Source organism: Alphaproteobacteria bacterium US3C007, from assembly GCA_034423775.1.
GTDB classification, from domain to species: domain Bacteria; phylum Pseudomonadota; class Alphaproteobacteria; order Rhodobacterales; family Rhodobacteraceae; genus Thalassovivens; species Thalassovivens spotae.
In genome coordinates this window covers 274826-296752 of record CP139918.1, presented here as the reverse complement: position 1 = coordinate 296752, position 21927 = coordinate 274826, and the positions used below count along the sequence as shown (strand labels likewise).

Annotated in this window: 23 protein-coding genes; 10 read left to right on the top strand and 13 right to left on the bottom strand. The window is 51.1% G+C overall.

From position 1 onward, the window contains the following. Window positions 1-59: 59 nt before the first annotated feature. The 5 genes from UM181_01490 to UM181_01470 all read right to left on the bottom strand — a co-directional run bounded on the left by UM181_01490 (window position 60) and on the right by UM181_01470 (window position 4843). Complete coding sequence (locus UM181_01490) at window positions 60-737, bottom strand: aspartate/glutamate racemase family protein (protein ID WQC63312.1); 678 nt, start codon at window positions 735-737, stop codon at window positions 60-62. After that, a complete protein-coding gene (locus UM181_01485) occupies window positions 715-1554 on the bottom strand; it encodes an ABC transporter permease (GenBank protein ID WQC63311.1) in 840 nt (279 codons plus the stop codon). Before UM181_01485 ends, UM181_01490 begins: the two co-directional genes overlap by 23 nt. Window position 1555: 1 nt before the next feature. After that, entirely contained in the window at window positions 1556-2410 is an 855-nt protein-coding gene (locus UM181_01480) for an ABC transporter permease (GenBank protein ID WQC63310.1), read from the bottom strand. A 139-nt stretch (window positions 2411-2549) separates the two neighbouring features. After that, window positions 2550-3824 (bottom strand): extracellular solute-binding protein, encoded by a 1275-nt coding sequence (locus tag UM181_01475; GenBank protein ID WQC64805.1) that lies wholly within the window; start codon window positions 3822-3824, stop codon window positions 2550-2552. Between the two features lie 41 nt (window positions 3825-3865). Beyond that, complete coding sequence (locus tag UM181_01470) at window positions 3866-4843, bottom strand: ABC transporter ATP-binding protein (GenBank protein ID WQC63309.1); 978 nt, start codon at window positions 4841-4843, stop codon at window positions 3866-3868. Window positions 4844-5099: 256 nt separating this feature from the next. Between UM181_01470 and UM181_01465 the strand changes: the two genes are divergently transcribed. The 10 genes from UM181_01465 to UM181_01420 all read left to right on the top strand — a co-directional run bounded on the left by UM181_01465 (window position 5100) and on the right by UM181_01420 (window position 15847). After that, complete coding sequence (locus UM181_01465) at window positions 5100-5792, top strand: GntR family transcriptional regulator (GenBank protein WQC63308.1); 693 nt, start codon at window positions 5100-5102, stop codon at window positions 5790-5792. Window positions 5793-6040: 248 nt separating this feature from the next. After that, a complete protein-coding gene (locus UM181_01460; protein WQC63307.1) occupies window positions 6041-7177 on the top strand; it encodes a hypothetical protein in 1137 nt (378 codons plus the stop codon). A gap of 355 nt (window positions 7178-7532) precedes the next feature. Beyond that, window positions 7533-8498, top strand: coding sequence for a tripartite tricarboxylate transporter substrate binding protein (locus UM181_01455; GenBank protein ID WQC63306.1), 966 nt, complete (start codon window positions 7533-7535; stop codon window positions 8496-8498). 59 nt (window positions 8499-8557) lie between these two features. Next, on the top strand, window positions 8558-9028 hold the full coding sequence (locus UM181_01450; protein WQC63305.1) for a tripartite tricarboxylate transporter TctB family protein: 471 nt from the start codon (window positions 8558-8560) through the stop codon (window positions 9026-9028). Window position 9029: 1 nt separating this feature from the next. Continuing rightward, complete coding sequence (locus UM181_01445) at window positions 9030-10526, top strand: tripartite tricarboxylate transporter permease (protein WQC64804.1); 1497 nt, start codon at window positions 9030-9032, stop codon at window positions 10524-10526. Between the two features lies 1 nt (window position 10527). Further along, a complete protein-coding gene (locus UM181_01440; protein ID WQC63304.1) occupies window positions 10528-11703 on the top strand; it encodes an L-rhamnonate dehydratase in 1176 nt (391 codons plus the stop codon). Beyond that, complete coding sequence (locus UM181_01435) at window positions 11700-12611, top strand: dihydrodipicolinate synthase family protein (protein WQC63303.1); 912 nt, start codon at window positions 11700-11702, stop codon at window positions 12609-12611. The genes UM181_01440 and UM181_01435 overlap by 4 nt, the downstream gene beginning before the upstream one ends. Window position 12612: 1 nt before the next feature. Then, window positions 12613-13332 (top strand): GntR family transcriptional regulator, encoded by a 720-nt coding sequence (locus UM181_01430; protein WQC63302.1) that lies wholly within the window; start codon window positions 12613-12615, stop codon window positions 13330-13332. Further along, window positions 13329-14342, top strand: a complete 1014-nt coding sequence (locus UM181_01425; GenBank protein ID WQC63301.1) for a 4-hydroxythreonine-4-phosphate dehydrogenase PdxA — start codon at window positions 13329-13331, stop codon at window positions 14340-14342. The genes UM181_01430 and UM181_01425 overlap by 4 nt, the downstream gene beginning before the upstream one ends. Continuing rightward, window positions 14339-15847 carry an aldehyde dehydrogenase (NADP(+)) gene (locus UM181_01420; GenBank protein WQC63300.1) on the top strand — a complete coding sequence of 503 codons (1509 nt, stop codon included), beginning with the start codon at window positions 14339-14341 and terminating at the stop codon, window positions 15845-15847. Before UM181_01425 ends, UM181_01420 begins: the two co-directional genes overlap by 4 nt. 92 nt (window positions 15848-15939) lie before the next feature. On the opposite strand, the gene UM181_01415 is transcribed toward UM181_01420, so the two are convergent. From UM181_01415 to UM181_01380, 8 genes are all read right to left on the bottom strand, one after another. Next, window positions 15940-16857 (bottom strand): SDR family NAD(P)-dependent oxidoreductase, encoded by a 918-nt coding sequence (locus UM181_01415; protein ID WQC63299.1) that lies wholly within the window; start codon window positions 16855-16857, stop codon window positions 15940-15942. A 43-nt stretch (window positions 16858-16900) separates the two neighbouring features. After that, window positions 16901-17206: a hypothetical protein gene (locus UM181_01410; GenBank protein ID WQC63298.1), complete on the bottom strand. Its 306-nt coding sequence runs from the start codon at window positions 17204-17206 to the stop codon at window positions 16901-16903. A gap of 342 nt (window positions 17207-17548) precedes the next feature. Further along, window positions 17549-17761, bottom strand: a complete 213-nt coding sequence (locus UM181_01405) for a hypothetical protein (protein ID WQC63297.1) — start codon at window positions 17759-17761, stop codon at window positions 17549-17551. Window positions 17762-18242: 481 nt separating this feature from the next. Then, a complete protein-coding gene (locus UM181_01400) occupies window positions 18243-19397 on the bottom strand; it encodes an N-acetylglucosamine-6-phosphate deacetylase (protein WQC63296.1) in 1155 nt (384 codons plus the stop codon). Continuing rightward, window positions 19390-19644 carry a hypothetical protein gene (locus tag UM181_01395; protein WQC63295.1) on the bottom strand — a complete coding sequence of 85 codons (255 nt, stop codon included), beginning with the start codon at window positions 19642-19644 and terminating at the stop codon, window positions 19390-19392. The genes UM181_01400 and UM181_01395 overlap by 8 nt, the downstream gene beginning before the upstream one ends. Continuing rightward, window positions 19637-20548, bottom strand: a complete 912-nt coding sequence (locus UM181_01390; protein ID WQC63294.1) for an ROK family protein — start codon at window positions 20546-20548, stop codon at window positions 19637-19639. The genes UM181_01395 and UM181_01390 overlap by 8 nt, the downstream gene beginning before the upstream one ends. Continuing rightward, entirely contained in the window at window positions 20545-20712 is a 168-nt protein-coding gene (locus UM181_01385) for a hypothetical protein (GenBank protein ID WQC63293.1), read from the bottom strand. Before UM181_01385 ends, UM181_01390 begins: the two co-directional genes overlap by 4 nt. Before the next feature lie 147 nt (window positions 20713-20859). Next, entirely contained in the window at window positions 20860-21630 is a 771-nt protein-coding gene (locus UM181_01380) for a methyltransferase domain-containing protein (GenBank protein WQC63292.1), read from the bottom strand. Between the last annotated feature and the right edge of the window lie 297 nt (window positions 21631-21927).

The following is a 21927-nucleotide window of genomic DNA, read 5'->3' as shown; positions in this document are numbered from 1 at the left end:
TGGTGGTGCTTGGCTTTGCCTTCACTGCGTATAAGAAATTCTGAGGCCCGATGCAGCGCTTAGAGGCGCGTTGATATCGCCCGGCATAACCGCGCCGCGGCGGTCACGGGGTCTATTGCGGTAAATCCGCCCGTTAAGGCAAAATCCGATGAAATTTGAACAGCGCCTGCGCACCCTAAGATGAACGTGTTTATTTTTGCTGTCAGTTGAATATTCTGCGCCGTTGCATTGAATTTTTGAAGAGCTTTTTCCGTGTCCGTGTCTAACTCGGCAACGCCAATATGCGCGGCCTCTACAACCGGGATATGATCGGCGAACCCCAAGGCGGAAATGTTGTTCTGAAGAATCGGAACCGCTGCCTCAACGGTTGTTATAACTGCGCTTTTTTCGGCCAAAAGTGAGGCCATGTGATAGCTCGCTTGTCCAATCCCTATGACGGGGCATCGGGCAATTTCCTTTGCCTTCTTCAGGCCTGTATCATCAAAGCAGGCGATTATTATTGCATCTGCCCCCGCATCCGATGCTTTTTGAACCAATATGAGCAGCGGGGGAATGCTTGCTGCACCATCTTCAGGCCCTTCGATGACTGACGGGCCGTCTTGTGAAGTCCATCCAATAAACTCCAGATCCGGAGCGGCGGCTTGGGCGGCATGCAGCGCGTTTTCCGTCATGATTTTTGTACTATTTGGGTTGATCAGATACACGGCCATCGCGTTACAACATCCCATCGCCAGCATCAGAGCCGGCTCGTTTCTTGCGCGAAGACATAATCCAAAACGTTAAGAAGAATACGCCAATCATGATGAATGAAAACCCTGTGGTTAGGCTGCCCAATGCGTAGAGAACCGGCGTGGTGACGTTGGTTGTCATGCCGAAAATCTCAAGCGGCAGAGTGTTATAGCTACCAGAGGTTAAGAGGGTCCGCGCAAATTCATCATAGCTAAGCGTAAATCCAAACAGCGCCACACCCAGCAAAGAGGGGGCAATGATAGGCAACACCACATGCGCGAAGGTTTGCCAAGCTGTTGCGCCTTGATCTCTGGCCGCTTCTTCATAGCTTTTGTCAAACCGGTTGAAGACTGCAAACATGATCAGCAGACCAAAGGGCAGCGTCCATGTTAATTGTGCGCCAAATCCCGAGCTGCTCCAATGCACGGTAAACCCCAATTGATCAAACATCAGCCCCACACCCAGCGATACCAAAATCGACGGGATCACCAGCGACGTGACGGTGAGATAAAATAGGATGGTAGACCCTTTAAAACGTTTGCGAAACGCCAGACCGCCCAGCACTGAGACCACAACCGTTGTGACCATCACGGCAAGGCCCAGGATCAGTGATCTGCGAAAGCTGCCCCAGATATCGCCGACAGCTTGTTGTTCGAACAAATCGCGAAACCAATATAAGGATAGGCCGTTCATGGGAAAGGTCAGCCCACCTTGCGGCCCTTGAAAGCTCAAAATGCCGATGGTGAGGATAGGGCCATAGAGAAAGATGACAAATAGAATGAAAAACCCGGCTAATATGTAAAAACTCAAGGAACGTGAGGCCATGTTAAAGCTCTTTTCGGATGTCGACGAGGCGAAGAAAAATCGCGATGATGATAAGCACCGTACACAGCAATACCACGGCCGTTGCGCAGGCTGACGGATAAAGCAGCAGGCCGATATCGTTTGAAATCAAACGCCCAACATTGGCGCTTTGGCTGCCACTCATGAAGCGCACTGTAATAAAATCACCCATGACCAACGTCACCACAAAGATGGTTCCGATCATAATGCCGGGTTTGCAAAGAGGGATGACCACGTTCCACAATGTCTGAAGCCCGTTGGCCCCCGCATCCGTGGCCGCCTCTAGTAAAGAGCGGTCAATTCGCATCATTGAGTTAAAAATTGGAACCACCATGAAGAGCGTGTACAGATGAACGAAGGCCAAAATTACCGAGAAATCTGAGAACAGCAGCCATTCAAGCGGTTCGTCGACAATGCCCCAACTGAGGAGCGTTTGATTGGCAATGCCATTGCGGCCCAGAAATGGGATCCAAGAAATCATACGGATGATGTTTGATGTCCAAAACGGCACCGTGCACAATAAAAATAGGGCAATTTGCCAAGGTAATTTGCGCACATGGAATGCCAGGAAATATGCAACTGTAAATCCAATAAGAAGCGTTAATGCCCATGTTACGAGGGCGTATTTAAAGGTTTTGAGGAAGACGGAATATGTGACCCAAGATGAAAAAAGAAACTCGTAATTGTCAAATTGAAAGGCGGGATAAATGGACCATTCGGTTGCGCCCCAAAAACTGACCACAACGATCATTATAATCGGGATCACTAGGAAGCCGCCCAGTATTATGGCCAAAGGCGCCGCCTGAAGCCAGCCAATCATTGTGTTGCTAGCGCGCATAGCATGCCGCTTTTAAACACAGGGCGTTGAAAAATAGATGTCGTCTCATAGATTTTTGAACCAGACAATTTTTAGGGTTTTGAATTTGTAAAGAAGGGTCCCAGCGCGGCGCTGGGACCCTCTGAGTGTCAGTGGTGGTTTAGGCTGCGATAAACTCGTTCCATTTGCGCACCATATACTGGTTTTCTGTCATCACAGAGTTCCAGCATTTCACCGCGCCCATGCGATCATAGAAAGATCCACCATCACGCGTTTCGCCGGCTACGGCCAGTTTATCGCCAAATGGAGAGGTAATATCACCCGTTGCGGCTTTGCCTTCGAACCAATAGCCCCATTCATTTTCTGTCATGAAGTTTTTGCTGGTTTCAGGCACGGCTGAATAATAGCCTTGGCGCATCAAGAACCCGCCGGCCCAGCCCGAGAGATACCAGTTGATATATTCATAAGCGGCTTCTTTTTCGATACCTGACAATGAGGCTGCAAGCCCCATACCACCGCCCCAGCTGCGATAGCCTTCTTTCAAGGGTTGATACACGCATGGGATTCCGCGCGATTTTACCGCTGTGATGGCGGGTGACCACATAGATTGGATCACAACTTCACCACTAGCCATTAAATTGACGCTTTCATCGAAGGTTTTCCAAAAGGCACGGAATTGCCCGTTTTTCTTGGCTTCCGTGAAGATCGCAATCGTTTTATCGATTTCCTCTTTGGTCATATTGCCTTTGTCGCCATAGGTGATCTCGCCCATTGCTTCGCAAACCATTGCCATATCCATAATGCCAATCGACGAGATATCCAAAATAGAGGCTTTGCCCTTGAATTCGGGGTTCAAAAGTTCAGCCCAGCTTTCAATCGGCCGGCCGATCAGATCGGGGCGAATGCCCAGAGTATCTGCGTTATAAATGGTCGGCACCATCGTCATCCAACCGGATTCATGATCGGCAAAGCTTTTGCCGTTGGGCCCTTCGACAAAGCCCACCGTATGCGGCGCAGTGCCCTGTGCAATCGTGCTGGTGGGCGTGAGTTTTCCAGATCTAAAGGTCTGTGCGATCTTGTCATAATTGTCTAATTTACTGGCATCCATAGCCTGCAGATTCCCGGCAGGCCAAACTTTCTTGCAGGAGATATATTCAATATCTGCAATGTCAAAGCTGCCCGGTTGGGTGGCAACGCGCTGCGCTGCGCTGTCGGTATCTAGGGCCGTCATCGTGAGGTTAAAGCCAAGATCTTCCTTCACTTTTTCGGCAATTTCATTCAGGTTGGAAACGCCTGTTCCGATCTGTCTTAGGGTCACATCCTTGATATTCTGCGCCCAAATCATTGGGGCACCCAAAGTGGATCCTCCTGCAAAAGCAGCCGTGGCAGCCGCGCCCTTAAGCAGATTTCTGCGGCTCAGTTTGGTTTCTTTAATCATTTCTGTACTCCAGTAATGTTGGTGATGTTGTTGGAAGGTTATGCTGCCAAAGCGTGGACAGCGTTTTGATCCCAGCTCAGGCCAACGGCCTCGCCGGGTTGGCTTGGTGAAGCAAAGAATGCGCTATCCGCCATCAGGATAGTCACTTCTTGCCCACCAAAAACTTTGGCTGTGAGAGATACGTGAATACCTTGGTATTCAACGGCGGTAATTTGGGCCGAGATCAGCGCGTCTGTTTCGGGCAGAATGCGCATCGCATCGCGGCGAATGGCAACGCGGCCATGCGGCAAATCAAGTACGTTGTGCCCGCCAAGAAACCGCGCCACAAATTCGGTTTTGGGTTCATTGAATACGCTATGAGCCGTGCCTGCTTGTTCAATTTTAGCATTATTCATGACGATAATTTCATCGGCTAAACCCAGCGCCTCTTCTTGGCTATGGGTGACGTGAATAAAACTAATCCCCAGTTCGGCTTGAAGTTTTTTCATTTCGGCGCGCATTTTAATCCGTAAAAACGGATCCAGCGCCGAAAGCGGCTCATCCAGCAGCAACACTTGCGGCCGTGTCACCAGCGCGCGCGCCAAAGCCACCCTTTGTTGCTGGCCACCGGAAAGTTGGTCGGGAAACCGCTTGTGGAACGTCTCCATATCTACCAGCTCAAGTATTTCTGCAGCTTTCTTATGCCGATCGCTGCGGGTCACCCCCTTCATTTTTAAGCTGAAAGCAACATTGTCGATGATGTTTAAATGCGGGAAAAGCGCGTAATTTTGAAACATCATCGCGGTGCCGCGGCGGGCCGGTGGCATCAACGAAATATCTTTGTTTTGCAAGATGACAGCGCCATCGGTAACGGTTTCATGCCCCGCAATCATCCTGAGCGTCGAGGTTTTTCCGCAGCCAGATGGCCCTAAAAGGCAGGCATAACCGCCGGTTTTGAAGCGATGAGATATTGCATCAACGGCTAAGGCATCGTCATAGCGTTTCGTGAGTGCGACCAATTCTAAATCAGATTTCATTGCAAACCATTTTTCGTTGTTTGGATCACGCTGGTCTGTTTTCGGTTGGGATAACAAAGAAAACTCTATGGATTTGAGCGTGGCGTGGCCGCATGCGCAAATTGTGTGCAGAAAAAATATTTTTGCTTACAATTTAATCATAAAATTGTATACAATATTTTCGGTAGGGCAAAGTTTGATCGTCTTTGTTGTTTCCGAGTCGGTAATTTGCAATAGAGAGATCTGCGCCCCAACCTCGGTCTGGAAAGACGTTTTTATGCCTGCACTCAAAACGACTATAACGGCTCGTGAAATCGGCAAAGCGATTGCTAAAGCGATCCATGAACATAAAGTGCTGCCGGGAACCAAATTGGGCGAAGACGAATTGTCTGAGATTTATGGGGTTTCCAGAACGCTGGTGCGCAGCGCATTGCAGGGATTATCGCATGAGCAGCTTGTGGATATTCAACCCAATCGGGGAGCATTTGTTTCAAAGCCCAGCTTGAGAGAGGCGCGTGAGATTTTTGAGGCGCGCGCTCTTCTAGAGCCGAGAACGGCGCGGTCTGCAGCGCTCAGGATGACGAAGGAGTCCGCGCGCCGATTGCAAACCCATATTGATGATGAGCATGAAGCTTTGGCGCAAAATGATATTGGGAAAGCGTTGTGGTTGTCTGGGGTTTTTCATATTGAAATTTCAAAGCTCGCCGATCAAGCCACGATTGGGCGGTTTATCGAAAGCTTGATCGCCCGGTCTTCGCTAATTATTGCGCTTTATCGGAAAAGAGACAGCGCTTTGTGCGAAAAACATGCCCATCATGCTTTGCTGGAGGCTTTATCGCAAAAAGACGGAGCCAGAGCGGAAGAATTGATGCAAAGCCATCTGGTGGATTTGGTATCGGCGCTGGATTTGCGCGAGAAGGTTTCGAACCCAACTAAGCTGAAAGATGTGTTGGGGGGCTTGGGCGCTTAAGCCCCTGGCAATCAACTGCCAAGGTTCTTTTATAAGCGGTAAGCTAGCCGTTCGGATTTAAGCGCATTTGTTTTAACACCTGCTGATACCTGCATTCCAACCTGGTGAGAGCAAAACAGATCATGCACCTGATCACGTGCGCTTTGGCTTTTAGGCTTGTTTCAACAAATATTAAGCCGGCCATGCTAATCAACTTTTTTAATAGTCGGATTATATCTGCTGCCTAGCGGCTTTTCTGATCGCTCAATATGTTTGAACCTAAACATTTTCTGGTCAGAACCGATGCCCGTAAACTTTGGCGGCTTGTCGCGTTTTTTATGTTTGTTGAGGTGTTTTTGCTGCGCATCTATTTCCTTTCCGTGCTGGTTTTCTTATCGTCTTATTTGTTATCTGCTAGCGGCTTAAGCGCCTGCACGATTGCGCATAAAAACGAACGCTTGTTTACCCATTGTCTGTTACATTCTTCGCTCAATAAATCTGTCGAGCCAGCTACCGCTTATTTTTTAAACACTAAATTGCGGCGCAATGTTCAACCGGGCATCGCCACTCTGCCGGTTGCGGAGCGATCGTTGCAGCGTTTTTTGGCGCCTGTGATCTTATATTCGCACAATATAAACGGTGGTAATCCAAACGCAGCGTTGGTTTTGGGCGATATGGTTTTTCAGGGCAAAGCGGATCGCGTGAAAAAAGCGGGCGTTCTTATGGGGGTGGGGGCCGGTTTGCGGGATCGCTATTTTCCACATGCGCGTACTTATTTTGAGTATGGGGTGAGCGCGCATTATGCGCATAGCCCGCAGCATGAGATGGGCATTGCCTCTTTATCGGCCGATGCCTGTTTTGTGAAAAGCCTGCGAAACTGGCGCTACGTTGATTTGTGCACCCGTGCGGATCGGATTCAAAAAGATCTTTCAGATACCCGCATTAAGCAACATGAAATACGCGTTTCTAAGCTTTGGAACGGAAAATTTGCGCAATCCCATCAGTTTACGGCGGGCGTAGCGGTGCGGAACGCAGATCAGTCGGTTCAAACCCAAATCTCAGTTGAGATGGAAATGCTGTATTCAACCAATAGAATTTGGAGCCTTCGCATTATTCGCGGTGAGCGCGTTCCCAATCGGCTGGTATTGACGCAGATTGTGTCACTCAGCCTAGTTGAGTTGATAAAGCAAAACCCCTTTGCGTTGGATCTTTCATATAGCGAATATTCGGGCGGCGGTTTGCTTGGTTATAAGCGTGATGACAGCACGCTATCGGCCCTGCTTTCCTATCCTGTTTCCCCGCAAGTCAGCCTGTCTTTTGGTTATCAGTTCACCAACAGCACAATCGATTATTTTGATTTGAAAACGCCTATATTGGCTCTGAAATTTCAAGCGCTTCGATTTTAGACAAGGGGCTTGGCTGGTTTTGCCTGCGCGCGCTTGCCGCGGCAGCGGGCAATCATGCGTATCGGCCGCTTTAACCTTTTTCTCTCTCACATCGCGTGGTGATTTTCAGTGCGCGTTTTGTTTTGCAAAACCGCTTCGCGCCAGATTTCAGACCAAGATATGGGCTTTTCAGGTTTGAACCTTGCGCCAAGTTTTACAGCGCTTCTGGGGGCTGCTGACCCGCCTCAAGCGCCGGGTCAAGATAAGAAGGATCCAAAAGCTTTGGTTTTTCAATTGACAATTTTTATGAAAATGGCGAGAGATGGTATATTGGTATACCAAAATACCGAAACTCGACATTCTGGGAGGAACAAATATGAAACGGAAAAATTATGTCGGCAAGCTGCTGACTGGGGCCTCAATGTGTTTAGCCATGGGGGCAAGTGCCGTGATGGCGGATGAGTACCCGTCAAAAACTATTGAAGTTGTCACGCATGCTGGCAATGGCGGTGGTACAGATGTTACAACGCGTATGATGATGCTGCGCGCGCGCCGTGAATTAAAGCAGGACATGGTTGTCGTGAATAAGAAAGGCGGCGGCGGTGCTGTGGCCATGGATCATTATCTGACCGTTCCCGCCGATGGTCATACGATTCTGACCTTTACAATCGGGCATGCGGCCACGCTGGCCAAAGGCGAAACGGATATGAAGCTGGATGATATTCGTCCGATTGCCCGCGGCACAGATGACCCTCAAATTCTAATGGTACGCTGCGGCGCTTATGCCGATGCGGCCGATTTTGTCGCTCAGCAAAAGGCGGCTCCGATTACCTATGGCACAACGCATTTGGGCAATATTGATGATGTATCTGCCTTTATGTTCACCACCAAGGGCGATATGAAAACGCCCAAAATTCTACCCTTTGATGGTGGCGGAGAATTGGCGACTCAATTGGTTGCTGGCGCTGTAGACGCGGCCGTGTTGAATTTGGCGGAAGCTGGAAGTCAGATCGAAGCGGGCGACGTCTGCCCGATCGTTGTGCTGGCCAATAACCGCATGGCGGCTTTGCCAGATGTTTCAACCGCGCAAGAAATGGGCATCCCTGTCAGTTTCTCAACCGTACGCGGCTTTGTGGTACATAAAGACACACCAGACGCAGTGGCTGAAAAAATCGAAACGGCTTTGATGAAGTCGATGAACCATTCCGTCTATCAGGGGTTCTTAACCTCAGTTGGCCTTGATAGTTCTTCAGTGGCGGGCTCTGATGAATGGGGCAACCAGCTCTCTGTGATGGTGAATGATATGCAAGCTGCTTTGAAAGAGCTTGGCTTTATCGAATAATTATTTGAACTGGGCCGCGCCCTTTTAAGGGGCGCGGCCATCCTTTGGAAGAAAGCTTTATGTCAATGCCAACGTCAAAATCAGAGCGCTATGCCCGATGGATGGTCCCGCTTGGAATTGTGATTTTTGCGCTTGTGGCGATTTATTTCACGACCACATTCAAGAAAATGCCGCCTATTTTAAAGCGAGGGATACAGCCCTCGGATTTTCCGCAATTGATCTGTGGTTTTATCATCTTTTTAACAGCGCTTATGGTTTGGCTGGACCCGATTAAACTGCAGGAGCGCGCTGATAAATCCACCTTTGGTACATTTTTGGCGCTTTTTACCTTCTGTTTATTGGTCCAGATCGATCTGTTTATAGCGCTGGGCGCTTTCGCGGCAGGTCTCTCGATTCTCTGGGGCGAGCGGCGTTGGCACCTGATTGCTTTGGTTGGGCTGGCAATGCCCACGATTATTTTTTTCCTGTTTGATTTGGTGTTCAGAATTCGGTTTCCGCGCGGTCTTTTAACAAATTGGTGGTATGGCTGATATGGAGGCGTTTGTTGCAGGATTCACCGCGTTAGGCGACATCTCATTGCTAATGTTGCTGGTTTGCGCAACGTTGGGCGGCGTTGTCATCGGAGCTTTGCCTGGCTTAAACGCAACCACGGGTGCGGCTTTATTGCTGCCCTTCACGTTAACGATGGAGCCGGTGGCTGCCATCTCGGTGCTGACCGCTATCTATTGTTCGGCAACATTTGCCGGTGCGATCACGGCCATTTTAATCAACACGCCCGGCACCTCCGCCAGCGCAACCACTTGCCTTGACGGTTATCCAATGGCGGTGCGCGGCGAAGCAGGCCGAGCACTTGGATTGGCGGTTATTTCTTCAACCGTTGGCGGTGTGTTCAGCGTAGCCGTTTTAATGCTGTCGGCTCCAATTTTGGCGCGCGCGGCGTATAATTTCGCCCCGCCTGAATATTTTGCACTCACCCTGTTTGGGCTGTCCATGTTGGTGAGCGTGGGTGGTGGCTCGCCAATACGCAACCTGATTGCTGGGGCATTTGGCATTTTATTGGCCACTGTGGGCACCGACCTTCTGACCTCAGTAAAGCGCTTTACCTTTGATGTAACCGAGTTGCGCGATGGCATTGGCTTTGTGCCAGTTATGATAGGCGTGTTTGGCATATCCGAACTGTTGGCTCAGGCTTCAAAATTAAACGAGCGTCGCGAGCAAATCACTATGAAGGCGATTAAATTGCCCAGCCGCGAAGATTATAAACGCGTCTGGAAAACCATTTTACGCTCAAGCGGGATCGGAACTTTTATCGGGATTTTACCCGCTGAAGGCGCAACTGTAGCCTCGATGATTGGGTATAATGAAGCCAAACGCTGGTCAAAAACGCCCGAAGAATTTGGCAAGGGGGCGCCCGAAGGAATCGCAGGATCTGAAGCAGCCAACAATTCTGCAACCGGCGGTGCAATGGTGCCCACTTTGGCCTTGGGCATTCCCGGATCGCCCACTGCGGCGGTGATCCTGGCGGGATTATTGGTGCATGGCTTGCGCCCAGGACCCACGATGTTCACCGAGCAGGCGCATTTTGCCTTTGCGATTTTTTGGTCGATGCTGTTCGTCAATCTTCTTTTTTTAGTAATCGGGCTTTACGGGGCCCGTGTATTTGCCCGCGTCACACTGATCCCAATTCCGGTGCTATGGCCAAGCGTTTTCATGTTCTCTGTGGTGGGGGCTTATGCGCTGGATCAATCCATGTTTGATGTGTGGGTTGCGCTGATTTCCGGTGTTGTTGGATATTTCATGCGCATGTATGGGTTTTCGGTTGTTCCGCTCGCCATTGGGTTGATTTTAGGCGGGATGCTCGAGCAACGCCTCGGCCAGTCGATGGTGATGCTGGATGAGAAATGGTGGCTGATGCTCACTCGGCCCTTATCACTTTTATTTTTTATCCTAACGGCTTTGGCCTTATTTGGACCCACCGTTTGGCGGCTTTTAAAACGAGCTAAAGGACTTGAAAGAAAGGCTGATTGAAATGACTCGTATAAAATCTGTTCGCACGCGCGTTTGGAATTGGACGGGGCCAACGGTGCCGCCGCAAGGGCATTTTTGCACCAACGCATCGGATGCGCTTTGGACAAAAGGCGATGCCATGTCTTCGTTTCGGTTCCACCAATGGCTGACCTGCGAAGTGGAAACGGAAGATGGTACGATCGGCATCGGCAACGCCGCCTTAGCGCCAAGCGTCGTCAAAAAAGCCATCGATGACTGGTACGCGCCTTTGGTGATCGGAGAGGATCCGTTCGATTATGCGTATCTGTGGGAAAAAATGTACCGCACAACCCATGCTTGGGGACGCAAGGGCGTAGGCATGACGGCTATCAGCGCCATTGATATCGCGATTTGGGATCTGATGGGGAAGTTGGTTGGAAAACCAGTGTTCAAGCTTTTGGGAGGGCGGACAAAAGAAAAAATTCCAGTCTATTATTCCAAACTCTATGCGGACAGCGTCGAGGCCATGCAAGAAGAAGCGCAAGAGGCGCAAAAAAACGGCTATCTGGCTTATAAAACGCGGTTTGGTTTCGGCCCAAAGGACGGCATGCCGGGCATGCGCGAGAATATCAAACGGGTTGAGGCGTTGCGCGAAGTCTTGGGCTATGATGTCGATTTAATGCTTGAATGCTATATGGGGTGGAATCTTGATTACGCAAAGCGCATGCTTCCAAAACTTGCGAAATTTGAACCACGTTGGCTCGAAGAACCGGTGATTGCAGATGATGTTGAAGGGTATAAGCAGCTGAATGCCATGAACATTATACCGATTTCAGGCGGCGAGCATGAATATTCGGTGATAGGTTGCAAAGATCTGATTGAGCAGAAAGCTGTCAGCGTTCTGCAATATGACACCAACCGTGTTGGCGGTATTACAGCGGCGCAGAAAATCAACGCGATTGCAGAGGCGCATCAAATTCCAGTGATCCCGCATGCGGGCCAAATGCACAATTATCATTTGACCATGGCAAATACAAATTGCCCGATCAGTGAATATTTCCCTGTTTTCGATGTCGAAGTCGGCAATGAATTATTTTATTATATTTTCGAAGGTGATCCGGAAGCGAAAGATGGATACTTGCAACTTGATGATAACCTTCCCGGCTTGGGGATTAGTATAACCGATCGACACAGCCAGCATTTTGAGATTTTTGAATGACCCAATATTCTGGAATATGGCCCGTTGCCCCAACTCCGTTTTTTGAGGATGGGGCCGTTGATTTTGATGGAATGAAGCGGGTGCTGGATTGCCTGATCGATCAAGGGGCGGATGGCATTTGCATTTTGGCGAATTTTTCCGAACAGTTTTTGATTTCGGATGCCGAGCGTGATGCGCTGGCCCGGCTATGCGTAGAGCACATTGCGGGGCGCGTGCCGATTATTGTGACAATCAGCCATTTTGCAACGCAGATTGCCGTTGAACGGGCGCGCTTTGCCAAAGAAATCGGGGCCGATATTGTGATGATGATGCCTCCGTATCATGGCGCGTTGCTCAAAGGGAACGCGCAGCAAAGCTTTGAACAATTTGCAGCTGTTGGTGAGGTTGGGATCCCGATCATGGTACAGGATGCGCCGTTATCCGGGGTTGAGCTTCCGGTGCCCTTACTGCTGCGTATGGCGCGCGAAATCGAAATGGTAAAGCTGTTTAAGATTGAATGCCCACGCGCCTCCAATAAACTGCGCGCGTTGATTGCCGAAGGCCGCGAGGCCATTGAAGCCCCTTTTGATGGTGAAGAAGCGATCACTTTATTGGCAGATTTGGATGCTGGGGCAACGGGGTCGATGACATCTGGAATGATCGTGGATCAGATCAAACCAGTGATCACCCATCATCTGGCAGGGCGGATAGAAGAGGCAACCACCGCCTATGGGCGCGTGGCGATGGTGATCAACCATGAAAACCGCCAATGCGGGTGGCAATCCTGTAAGGCCGCTATGGTGGCCGGTGGGGTGATAAAATCAGATTACTGCCGACATCCGATAGAACCGCTGCACCCTGAGATTAAAAGCCGCTTGATTGATTTGTTAAAACCTTTAGATCCGCTTGTATTAAGATGGGGAGTCTAAAGTGAATACAGCCCTAAAGCTGATAAATATCATTGAAAAAGATGGGCTTGCGCGCAGCCCAAGCCTATCTGAAGACGCGGCATTACAGTTGCGCGAAATGATCTTGCTTGGTCAACTGCCGCCCGGAACGCAACTGCCTGAGCGTGATTTGGCGCAAGCGCTTGGGGTCAGTCGAACCCCGATGCGCGAAGCCATCCGCTTATTGGCCAATGAGGGGCTGGTTTCGTATACGCATTCTCGCCGGCCTTTTGTTGCAGATCCCTCCCTTGCGGAAATTAATGATTGTCTAAGGGTGCAAGGCGCGTTGGAGGCGCTGGCCGGGCAATGGGCGTGCGCGCAGGCAAGCGATAGCGAAATTGACGCCATCGAGCAGCTGAATGCTTCGATTAAAGAGGCGCGCGGCGCGGAAGAGCAATTGCAAGCCTTTCGCCTTGATATGCAATTTCATCAGGCAATTGTCGCCGCAGCGCGCAATAAAGCGCTGGCTGAAACGCACACAACCTATAATGCAAGGCTTTGGCGGGTTCGCTTCCTCTCCTCGCAGCGCGAAGAAGGGCGGCCAGAAACCCGGATGGAACATTCAAAAATTATCGACGCGTTGCAAGCGCGCGATCCCCGCGCAACCGCAGAAGCGTTACAAAACCATTTACGCACAGCTGAGAAAAACGTGGCGGCGGCATTGGCAGAACTGTCTAGTCGATCTGACGAGGCCTCGGCATGAGGCGGCCGCGGTTGGGTATTATCCCCGGTGATCCTTCGGGCATAGGCCCTGAATTAATCGCAAAGCTGCTGCAAGAGCCGGCGGTTTTGGCGCAGGCGGATGTGCTTCTTATCGGCGATGCACATCTGTGGGAAGGTGGGGCGAAGCAGGCGGGATTGCCGCTGCATCTCAAAACGATTGACGAAGCCAATCTGTCAACTGGGTTTGCGTTGGCGCATCTTGACCTTGCGACGATTGCTGCGGAAGATGTGCAGATCGCGACAGTGACGCAAGCCAGCGGCAACAGCGCCTTGCGCTGCCTTGATAAAGCGCTTGATTTGGCGCAAAGCAACACCATCGACGGTATTTTATTTGCCCCATTCAATAAAGCCGCGCTGACCCTAGCTGGCCTTAACGCGGAAGATGAACATCGCTATATGGCGCGCTATTTGGGGTTTGAAGGCTATCATAGTGAAATTAATGTTTTGGACGCATTGATGACCACGCGGGTGACCAGCCATATTGGATTAAAGGATGTGGCGGCGAATATTGATCAGCCCGCGGTCATGCGCGCCGTTGACTTGGCGTATAGCACGCTGAAAAAGTCTGGAAAAACAAGGCCTCATGTTGCCGTGGCAGCGCTTAACCCGCATGCGGGTGATAACGGGAAATTTGGCCGCGAAGAGATCGATATTTTGGCGCCTGCTGTCAAAGCTTGTCAGGACCGCCAAATGCATGTCACCGGACCATGGCCCTCGGACACTGTGTTCCTCAAAGCCCAGCGCGGGGAAGTTGATGCGGTGGTCACCATGTATCATGATCAAGGACAAATTGCGATCAAGCTCATGGGGTTTGAGCGGGGCGTGACCATAGCCGGCGGCTTGCCGATTCCGGTTGCCACGCCTGCGCATGGAACTGCGTTTGATATTGTCGGGCAGAAGAAAGCCAATGTCAGCGCCACGCAGCAGGCGTTTGATTTATTGGTGCGCATGGCAAAAACCCATCTGGCAGATCAGGAGAGCAGCCAATGACCGATTTAAACCTTACCGGCCAACATTTCATCGCGGGCAAATGGCTCAGCGGTGACGCACTGTTTGCCTCAGCGCCCAGCACCGGCCCGGTCCGTCACTTTTCAGAAGCCAGCCAAAGCCATGTTGACGCAGCGGTAAACGCTGCCGAAGAGGCGTTTATGAGCTATGGCTGGAGCGGCCAGAATGCGCGCGCGGCCTTCCTGCGCACCATCGCAGATGAAATAGAGGCGGTTGGAGCGTTGGTCACTGAAATCGGGCATCAGGAAACGGGTCTACCCGAAGCCCGGTTGGAAGGGGAGCGCGGGCGCACAACCGGCCAATTGCGCCTTTTTGCCGATCATATCGAGCAGGGCAGCTATCTGGAACAAAGCCATGATGTTGCTTTGCCCGATCGCGCGCCATTGCCACGCCCCGATTTACGTTTGATGCAACGCCCAATCGGCCCTGTGGCGGTTTTTGGGGCGTCTAATTTTCCATTGGCCTTTTCAACCGCAGGCGGAGATACGGCTGCGGCCTTGGCCGCTGGCTGTCCGGTTGTTTTGAAAGGCCATCCTGCGCATCCTGGAACCGGTGAAATCATCGCGCAAGCGATTGCGCGCGCGATGAAAGCCACCGATCAACATCCCGGCGTTTTTTCCTTTTTGCAGGGCAGCACGCATGAGGTGGGCGCGCAAGTCGTACAGCACCCGCTGATCCGGGCCGTTGGGTTTACAGGGTCTTTGGCTGGTGGGAGGGCTTTGTTCAATCTGTGCATGAGCCGGCCTGAGCCTATTCCGTTTTTTGGCGAATTGGGTTCGGTCAATCCGATGTTCTGCCTTCCAAAGGCGATGCAAACTCGCGCCGGGGCGCTTGCCCAAGGTTGGGCGGCCTCATTAACCATGGGGGCGGGGCAGTTTTGTACCAATCCCGGCATTGCTTTCGTGATTGCAGGCGCGCAGGCCAATGAATTTGCCGAGGCCAGCATTGCGGCCTTAAGCGGGGCAGGCGCGCAGGTGATGCTGACGGATGGCATCGCGTCCGCCTATAGACATGGAACAAACGCAGTGGCATCAGCGGCGCATGTCGAGCCCCTTTTCACCACAGAGTCTGTTGGGCGCACGGCTTTGCCCAACCTGTTCCGGGTTTCGTTGGAACATTGGCTGCACAGCCCTGATTTGCAAGAAGAAGTATTTGGACCTTTGGGGATCATCGTGGAAGCAAACGATATCGATGAAATGGTGGCAGCGGCTGGCGCCATTGAAGGGCAATTGACCTGTACTTTGCAGATGGAGGACGGTGATAAAGCCCATGCCCAGCGCTTGCTGCCCCATTTAGAGCGCAAAGCAGGCCGGGTGCTTGTGAACGGATTTCCAACGGGTGTTGAAGTGGCCGGCGCGATGGTGCATGGCGGACCTTATCCAGCGTCAACCAATTTTGGCGCCACTTCGGTGGGAACTATGGCAATCCGCCGCTTCCTGCGCCCGGTCTGCTACCAAAACATGCCAGCGGATTTATTGCCCGCTTGAGCAAGCGTTTCCAGCAGTTTTTTGATAGGTATGGCCTGTATCAGACGCTTAGGTGGCCGTCTAATGCCACCTAAGCTTTAGCTTCTTATTCGTCATTGCTTGAAGTTTTTTGCCCCCGGGAAAAGAGCCGCAAAATCTGGATTATTTGTATCTGAAGGGTTTGGCAACGGCGCGTCAAAATCGTATTGAGCCAGCCGTTTTGCGCTGATGTCTTTGAAGGGTTGAAGAGCCTCTACTCTGGCTTGGTTTAAACTGCCATCTGTTTGACCGTCTTCAGAGAAATCGAATTTTTGGGCAAGTTCGGATGTAAACAGCGTTTTTCCATTTGCTTTTGTAAGATATACATCATCGGCTTTTTCAGCCAACGCCATAACAGCGCGCCCCACATAGGTCGGGCTTTCGCCCTGGGGAAAGGCTGTGACTTCTGTTTGTCCACCTGCCGGGTGCAGCGTGACGGCACGCACATTATGGTCTTGTAATTCGGTGGCCATATCAAAACTGAGCCGGTCCATCGCGGCATGGGCAACCCCGTAGCCCACGTCAAAAACATATGCGAACCCGCCATAGCTCGAAATTTGAACGATCAACCCGTTTTTGGCCTTTACCATTGCGGGTGCCACCAATGCGCTCATCGCATAAGCGCCGCGAACGCCAATATCCATTGAGCCATCAAAAACCGAAATGGGACGTTCCCAAAACGGCTTTCCAAAATGTGGTGTCATGGCGATCAGTCCGGCATAGGCGCTATTGACAAGAAGATCGATTTTTTCTTCCGACGCGCTTACGCGGCGCACAAACTCGGCCACCGCCTGATCATCACTTTGATCCAATACAACCGGGATAACCTCACCCGCAGCATTGCTTTCAGCCACTTCTTTTTGAAGACTGTGCAAAGCAGATTCTGTTCTTGCTGTCGCATAGACCTTATAGCCGGCTTCGCTTGCGAGAATGCGCGCGGTTCCACGGCCAAAGCCTCGGGAGGCGCCCGTTACTATTGCGATTTTTGTCATAATTTACGGCTCCAATATAGCGTAAGCCCGGGTAGGGGCGGTTTCAATCAATGACAAAGCCCGAGAAAGCTTCGGTGCGGCTGTCATCTTCATAATAGTCGAGCAATTGGTCGACGCTATCCAGCCAATCTAGGCCTTCAATTTGCCCGTCGAGCAAAGATTCTAAATTGGGAAGACCTATAATTTGCACATATTCTCCACTGTCAATTTTGATGAATTTATTTTGAAATTCTTGACCTGCTTTGGATTTCTCGATGATTTGTTCCAGGCGCTTGAGACCCTCAACAAATTTGTCTTCGCAACCTTCTTTTGGCTTGTATTTGATAATTGTCCAGATTTCTTCCGACACGGTTTTTCCTTTATTTGTGCGGTATTAGAACCAGGCGTTATCGAATCGTAGCAGAGTGCAAACTCTAACTCCAATAGTTTATCAGATATTAACTTCGGGGCGCATCGGGCGGAAAAGACGCGTTTTGAAGTGATCAAAAGGCATCTTTTCAGCCAGAGCGCTGCGCCTTGCAGGCCGTGCCGAAAACAAGTTATGCGCCCCGGTACAGCGCTTTATCGTGAGCTGCCGCTCTTTATGAATTAAGCAAGGCTTTTCCCACAAGTTCACGCTGAGCCACGTGAATAGCGCGGCCTCAACAGCCTTAGGCCAGAGCGGGTTTGTTTCAGATAAGTTTTATCTCTCTTACAATCTAAGTACCGGTTTGCGGCGATAGTAAGCAAGCTCGGGGCAGCCCGCCGCCGCGAAAGGGGTAAGCTTTGAATTCCGATGACAAGAACCATGAAATTCCTTGGGAGCTCTATAGGAGATAAAGTCTTGTAAATCTGACTGAGGCAGCCCGCCGCCGCGCATCGTGATGATCATCTCAACCGCTGGGTTCCAATCCGTCTTTCGCATATTGTGTATCGCCAGATATTAGATTTCGTTCGAAATTCGAGCGTAAAGCGTGATGCAGAATCTAACAGATCATTCAGATTATTGATAAATTGATGCAGCGATGTGCCCGATCCGTGGGCCGCGTGTTTTCAAGCGGCCAATCGGCGTGAATTTCGCCTCTCTCTATGTGCCCCTAGCATGGCGCCTACCAACTTCGCTTCGCGTTCCGCTTGACCTCGCCCCGCATGTGAGAAAATGTTTCAGAACTGAAGTTAAAATTGCCGGCGCACGGGCGGCTTATGGCATAACAAGAGATCGATAAAAGGTTTGCCAAGACTAACTAGTATATTGTTGTGGTTCATCCGCCTAGGGCTAAACTGGCGCAAAGTTCGAGCCAATCTGCACCACCATCAATAGCGGCTTGCAAGCTTTCTTATATACCCCCGCAACGTCAAGCCACCGCCCCTGTATGTGAGGCGCGCCACCCGCTTGTTTGATTGCGTTATCTGGGTTTTTGAGGGGGGCTAATCTGGGAAACCGGCCCAGTATAGGAGCCTTGCGCGTTCAAATGTAAGAGCGCCTCAATCTTCTGGCCTTGCAGTCGATCAAGGTCTAGACCCATCACCGCACAGGGGACTGAAATTGCCATTTTGAGCGCGGTTTGCACAGGTATGTTTAGGTTTGAGACCAGTCGGCGAATACCAGCAGCCAATGTTGTATGCGCGCCAGCCAGCGAACCTTCTGCGTTTATCAGCCGCCCTTGATCAAGTTTGATACTTTGCCCATACAGGTCAAATTGTGAAGGCCCACCAACGGTTGGCATCGCATCTGAGACAAGAAACGTCAAATTTGGCTCGGGCCGCGCGCGCAGCGCCAAGGCAACCATGTCATCGGCGACATGGATGCCATCGCAGATGATCCCCACATAAGAGCTTGACAGAATGGCCGTGCCGGTCACCCCGGGATCCCGCCCCTGCATCGGCGACATGGCATTGAAAAGATGCGTAAAGCAGCGCGCCCCGGCCAAGCGCGCCGCAGTGATATCTGCGGGAGCAGCCTCTGAATGCCCGATCGAGACGATAGCGCCCATGTTCACAAGCTTTGCGATATGATCTGGTGGCACAATCTCGGGCGCAAGGGTAATCATAACGGGTATTTTGGCCATGCATAATTTATCAACGCTGTTCAAAGTCATGTCATCAAACGGACGGATATGGTCTGCGTTATGCGTGCCGCGGCGCCGCTGTGAAATATGCGGGCCTTCAATATGCAGGCCGCAGATGCCGTTTTTGCCGAAGGCTGTGAGCGCGGCTTGGGCCGCTTTGCCCAATATATCTGGATGGTCGGTGATCACGGTGGGCAGCAGCGCGGTTGTGCCAAATTGACGATGCGCTTTTGCAATTGCCCACATGGCCTCTGCGGTGGGGGTTGCGTTGAGCAAAACGCCGCCACCGCCATTGACTTGTAAATCCACAAAGCCCGGCGAAATTATACCCGCAACGCGCTTTAAATTTACATTTTGGGGCAGGGCGTCCTGCGCTTTGACAGCTTCAACCTTACCCTCTGTGATGCCAAGCGCGCGCCCATGTTTCAAAACGCCGTTTTCGAACAGCTGGTCTGGGCAGAGCCAATAATCAACATCATTGTGACTAGTCATCTGCACCCTCGAAAGAATACGCCGGAAGCGCCCAGTGGACCTTCGCGCGCGCCAGAGCCAAAGCAGTGGTTTTTATCACTGCTGCAGAGCGCTTAATGACTTTGGGCGCCAACACTTGCGCAAAGGTAAAAATTAGAAAATGCAAGCGATTGATCAATATTTCGGGATGCGCGGAGCAAACCGAAGCAATGCCAACCGCGCCGCCCGCTGTGTAGCGCGCAATGAATTCGCGCGGCAGCTCAGACATTTTGCGCCCCTTGCCACGCCTGATAAGCGGCCCCCAAGGCCGCTGCCGTTTCACCGCGCGCAGCTTTTTTGATCACGGGAATTGGCAAACCATCCCATTGAAGGCGCGCCAGATGCTTTTCCAACGCTGGTATTAAGCCCTCTATGGTGGAAAGCCCGCCGCCCAGCACGATGATATGCGGATCGATGGTCAGGATTAGCGCATGAAGAAGCTGCGCATTTACGCTACACCAAATTTGCCAGATCTTTTCTAAATCAGGTTGCGCTTTTTTTTCGAAGATCAGGCGATGCGCAGAAATTTTTCGCCCCAAGAGGTGAAACGCCAACCGTTCAAGCCCAGGGCCCGAGGCCAGCGTTTCATAGCAGCCTTTGCGCCCGCATCCGCATATGAGAAGCGGCAGCTTATGCTGTGCAACGGTTTCTGCTGGCATGGGTAAATGTCCAAATTCGCCCGATTGTCCGTGGCCGTTATTTACCAAACAACCATTGATTGCTATGGCTCCGCCTACGCCCGTACCCAGCACTATTCCGAGCATGCAGCCTGTTTGAGATCCAGATCCAAAGCGGGCTTCCGCTTGAACGAAGGCACGGCAATCATTAGTCAGGGTGAGCGCTGCGTTACATTCGGCCTCTAAATCACGGTGAAATTTTTGCCCATGGCTTGGAAGGTTGGCGGCAATCGAGGCTCCGGTGGTCGGATTGAGCAACCCGGCTGCTGCCACGCCAATTGGCAGAGCGGCATCGCTACCTTTCAGCCAGCTGATTAGCATGGCCATGGTGCTTAAAAGCTCGGGATAGGTTTTTGGCGTGTCAATGCGGCGCTTTTCGCCAATATCCCAATTGTGATCAAAGCGCTGGGCTTCGATTTTTGTGCCTCCGAGGTCTATGCCACCTGCAATATTCATGTTGCGCCTTCTATCGGGTTCAAGGTTATGTAGAACCCAACGCGAGATAATGTGGATAATCCGGCAAAAGGATCATCAACATGCAAACCAAGCTGGGCAAAAACCCCTTGAGAGGGCTGCGAACCGCGCGCGCTAGAAGAGAAAGAACCTGTCTGAGTATTCACGCGGCCTCCCTAAAAATTTTTACACGTCCAACCATGACCTTAGCGTGATTTTTTCAGTTGTGACCATAAAATCTCAAAAACATTGCCGCTCTGGGTTTGATGATTTCCGTGTGCTTTAAAGATATTCCTCAAGGGCTGCGCTTGTCGTTAAGCCAGCGTTCCGGTGGTTAATACGGGGAAGCTGGCGAAGCCGAAGCGCCCCTGTTTTTCGGCTTCGGCAAGCTGGGTTTGCCAATCGCGCACCTTGTCTTCTGCAATTCCTTGGCGCAACGCAAAATTTGCCATCACTGCCTCGGTAAACCGTGCCGGAGAATTTTCATGGCGCTGCGTGATCACAAACGCCAAGGACCGTGTGTGAATATTACGAATGGCCAGTTTAGCTAATTTTCCAGGCAGCTCCATTGGCAGCATCTGATGAAAACAATGCGCGCGAAACGCGTCGAAGATGAGGGTGTTTAATGCCTCATCCGCACCATGAAATTTAAAATGATCCCATAAAATTGAGATATTTACGAATTTTGACTGTGCTTTCAAAAGCGGTATGACAGCAGATAAAGCCGCGTCAACATCTTCAATATACTCAAGCGTTTGAATGGATGCGACCGCATCGCATGAGGCGGCTTTCAGCGCGATTTCATCTGCCATACAACAAAAAAAGGTAGCCTGATCAAAACGGTTACACCGCTCGCGTGCCGCTTGGATTTGCGTTTTGCTAGGATCTAAACCAAAGGCTTTGCCGTGCGGACCGACGGCGCATGCCAACTCTTCAACCAAATGGCCACCGCCACAGCCAAGATCCAATATACTTTGCCCACTTCTCACATTCAGGGCCTCCATCACGGCTTGGCGCCGCTGTACACCGGCGCTGCTTGCGGCCATTTTGCGCTGTAACAGGCTGAGATCTCCCTCAAAATTCATATCAGTTCCTTTAATTTTCTATAGTCAAAACCCAAAGCTTTACCCGCACGTCGTGAACAGAACTTAAAGCAAATAAGCCACGATTAAAATTACATTTTGAGATAATTAGCCTGCATAAAAACCGGCCGGCCGTACATTGTTTTCCTGTTTCAAAAGGTTTTGGTATTTCAAGTTCAGCCGCAGTCATTCCTAGATGAACGATCTCGCCCCTCTAGCTGAGTGAAAAAGAAACATACGGTAAAACTTTTGTGTTAACGACTGCTCTGTTACACAGCTTGTACAGCAGCGGCGGGGTCA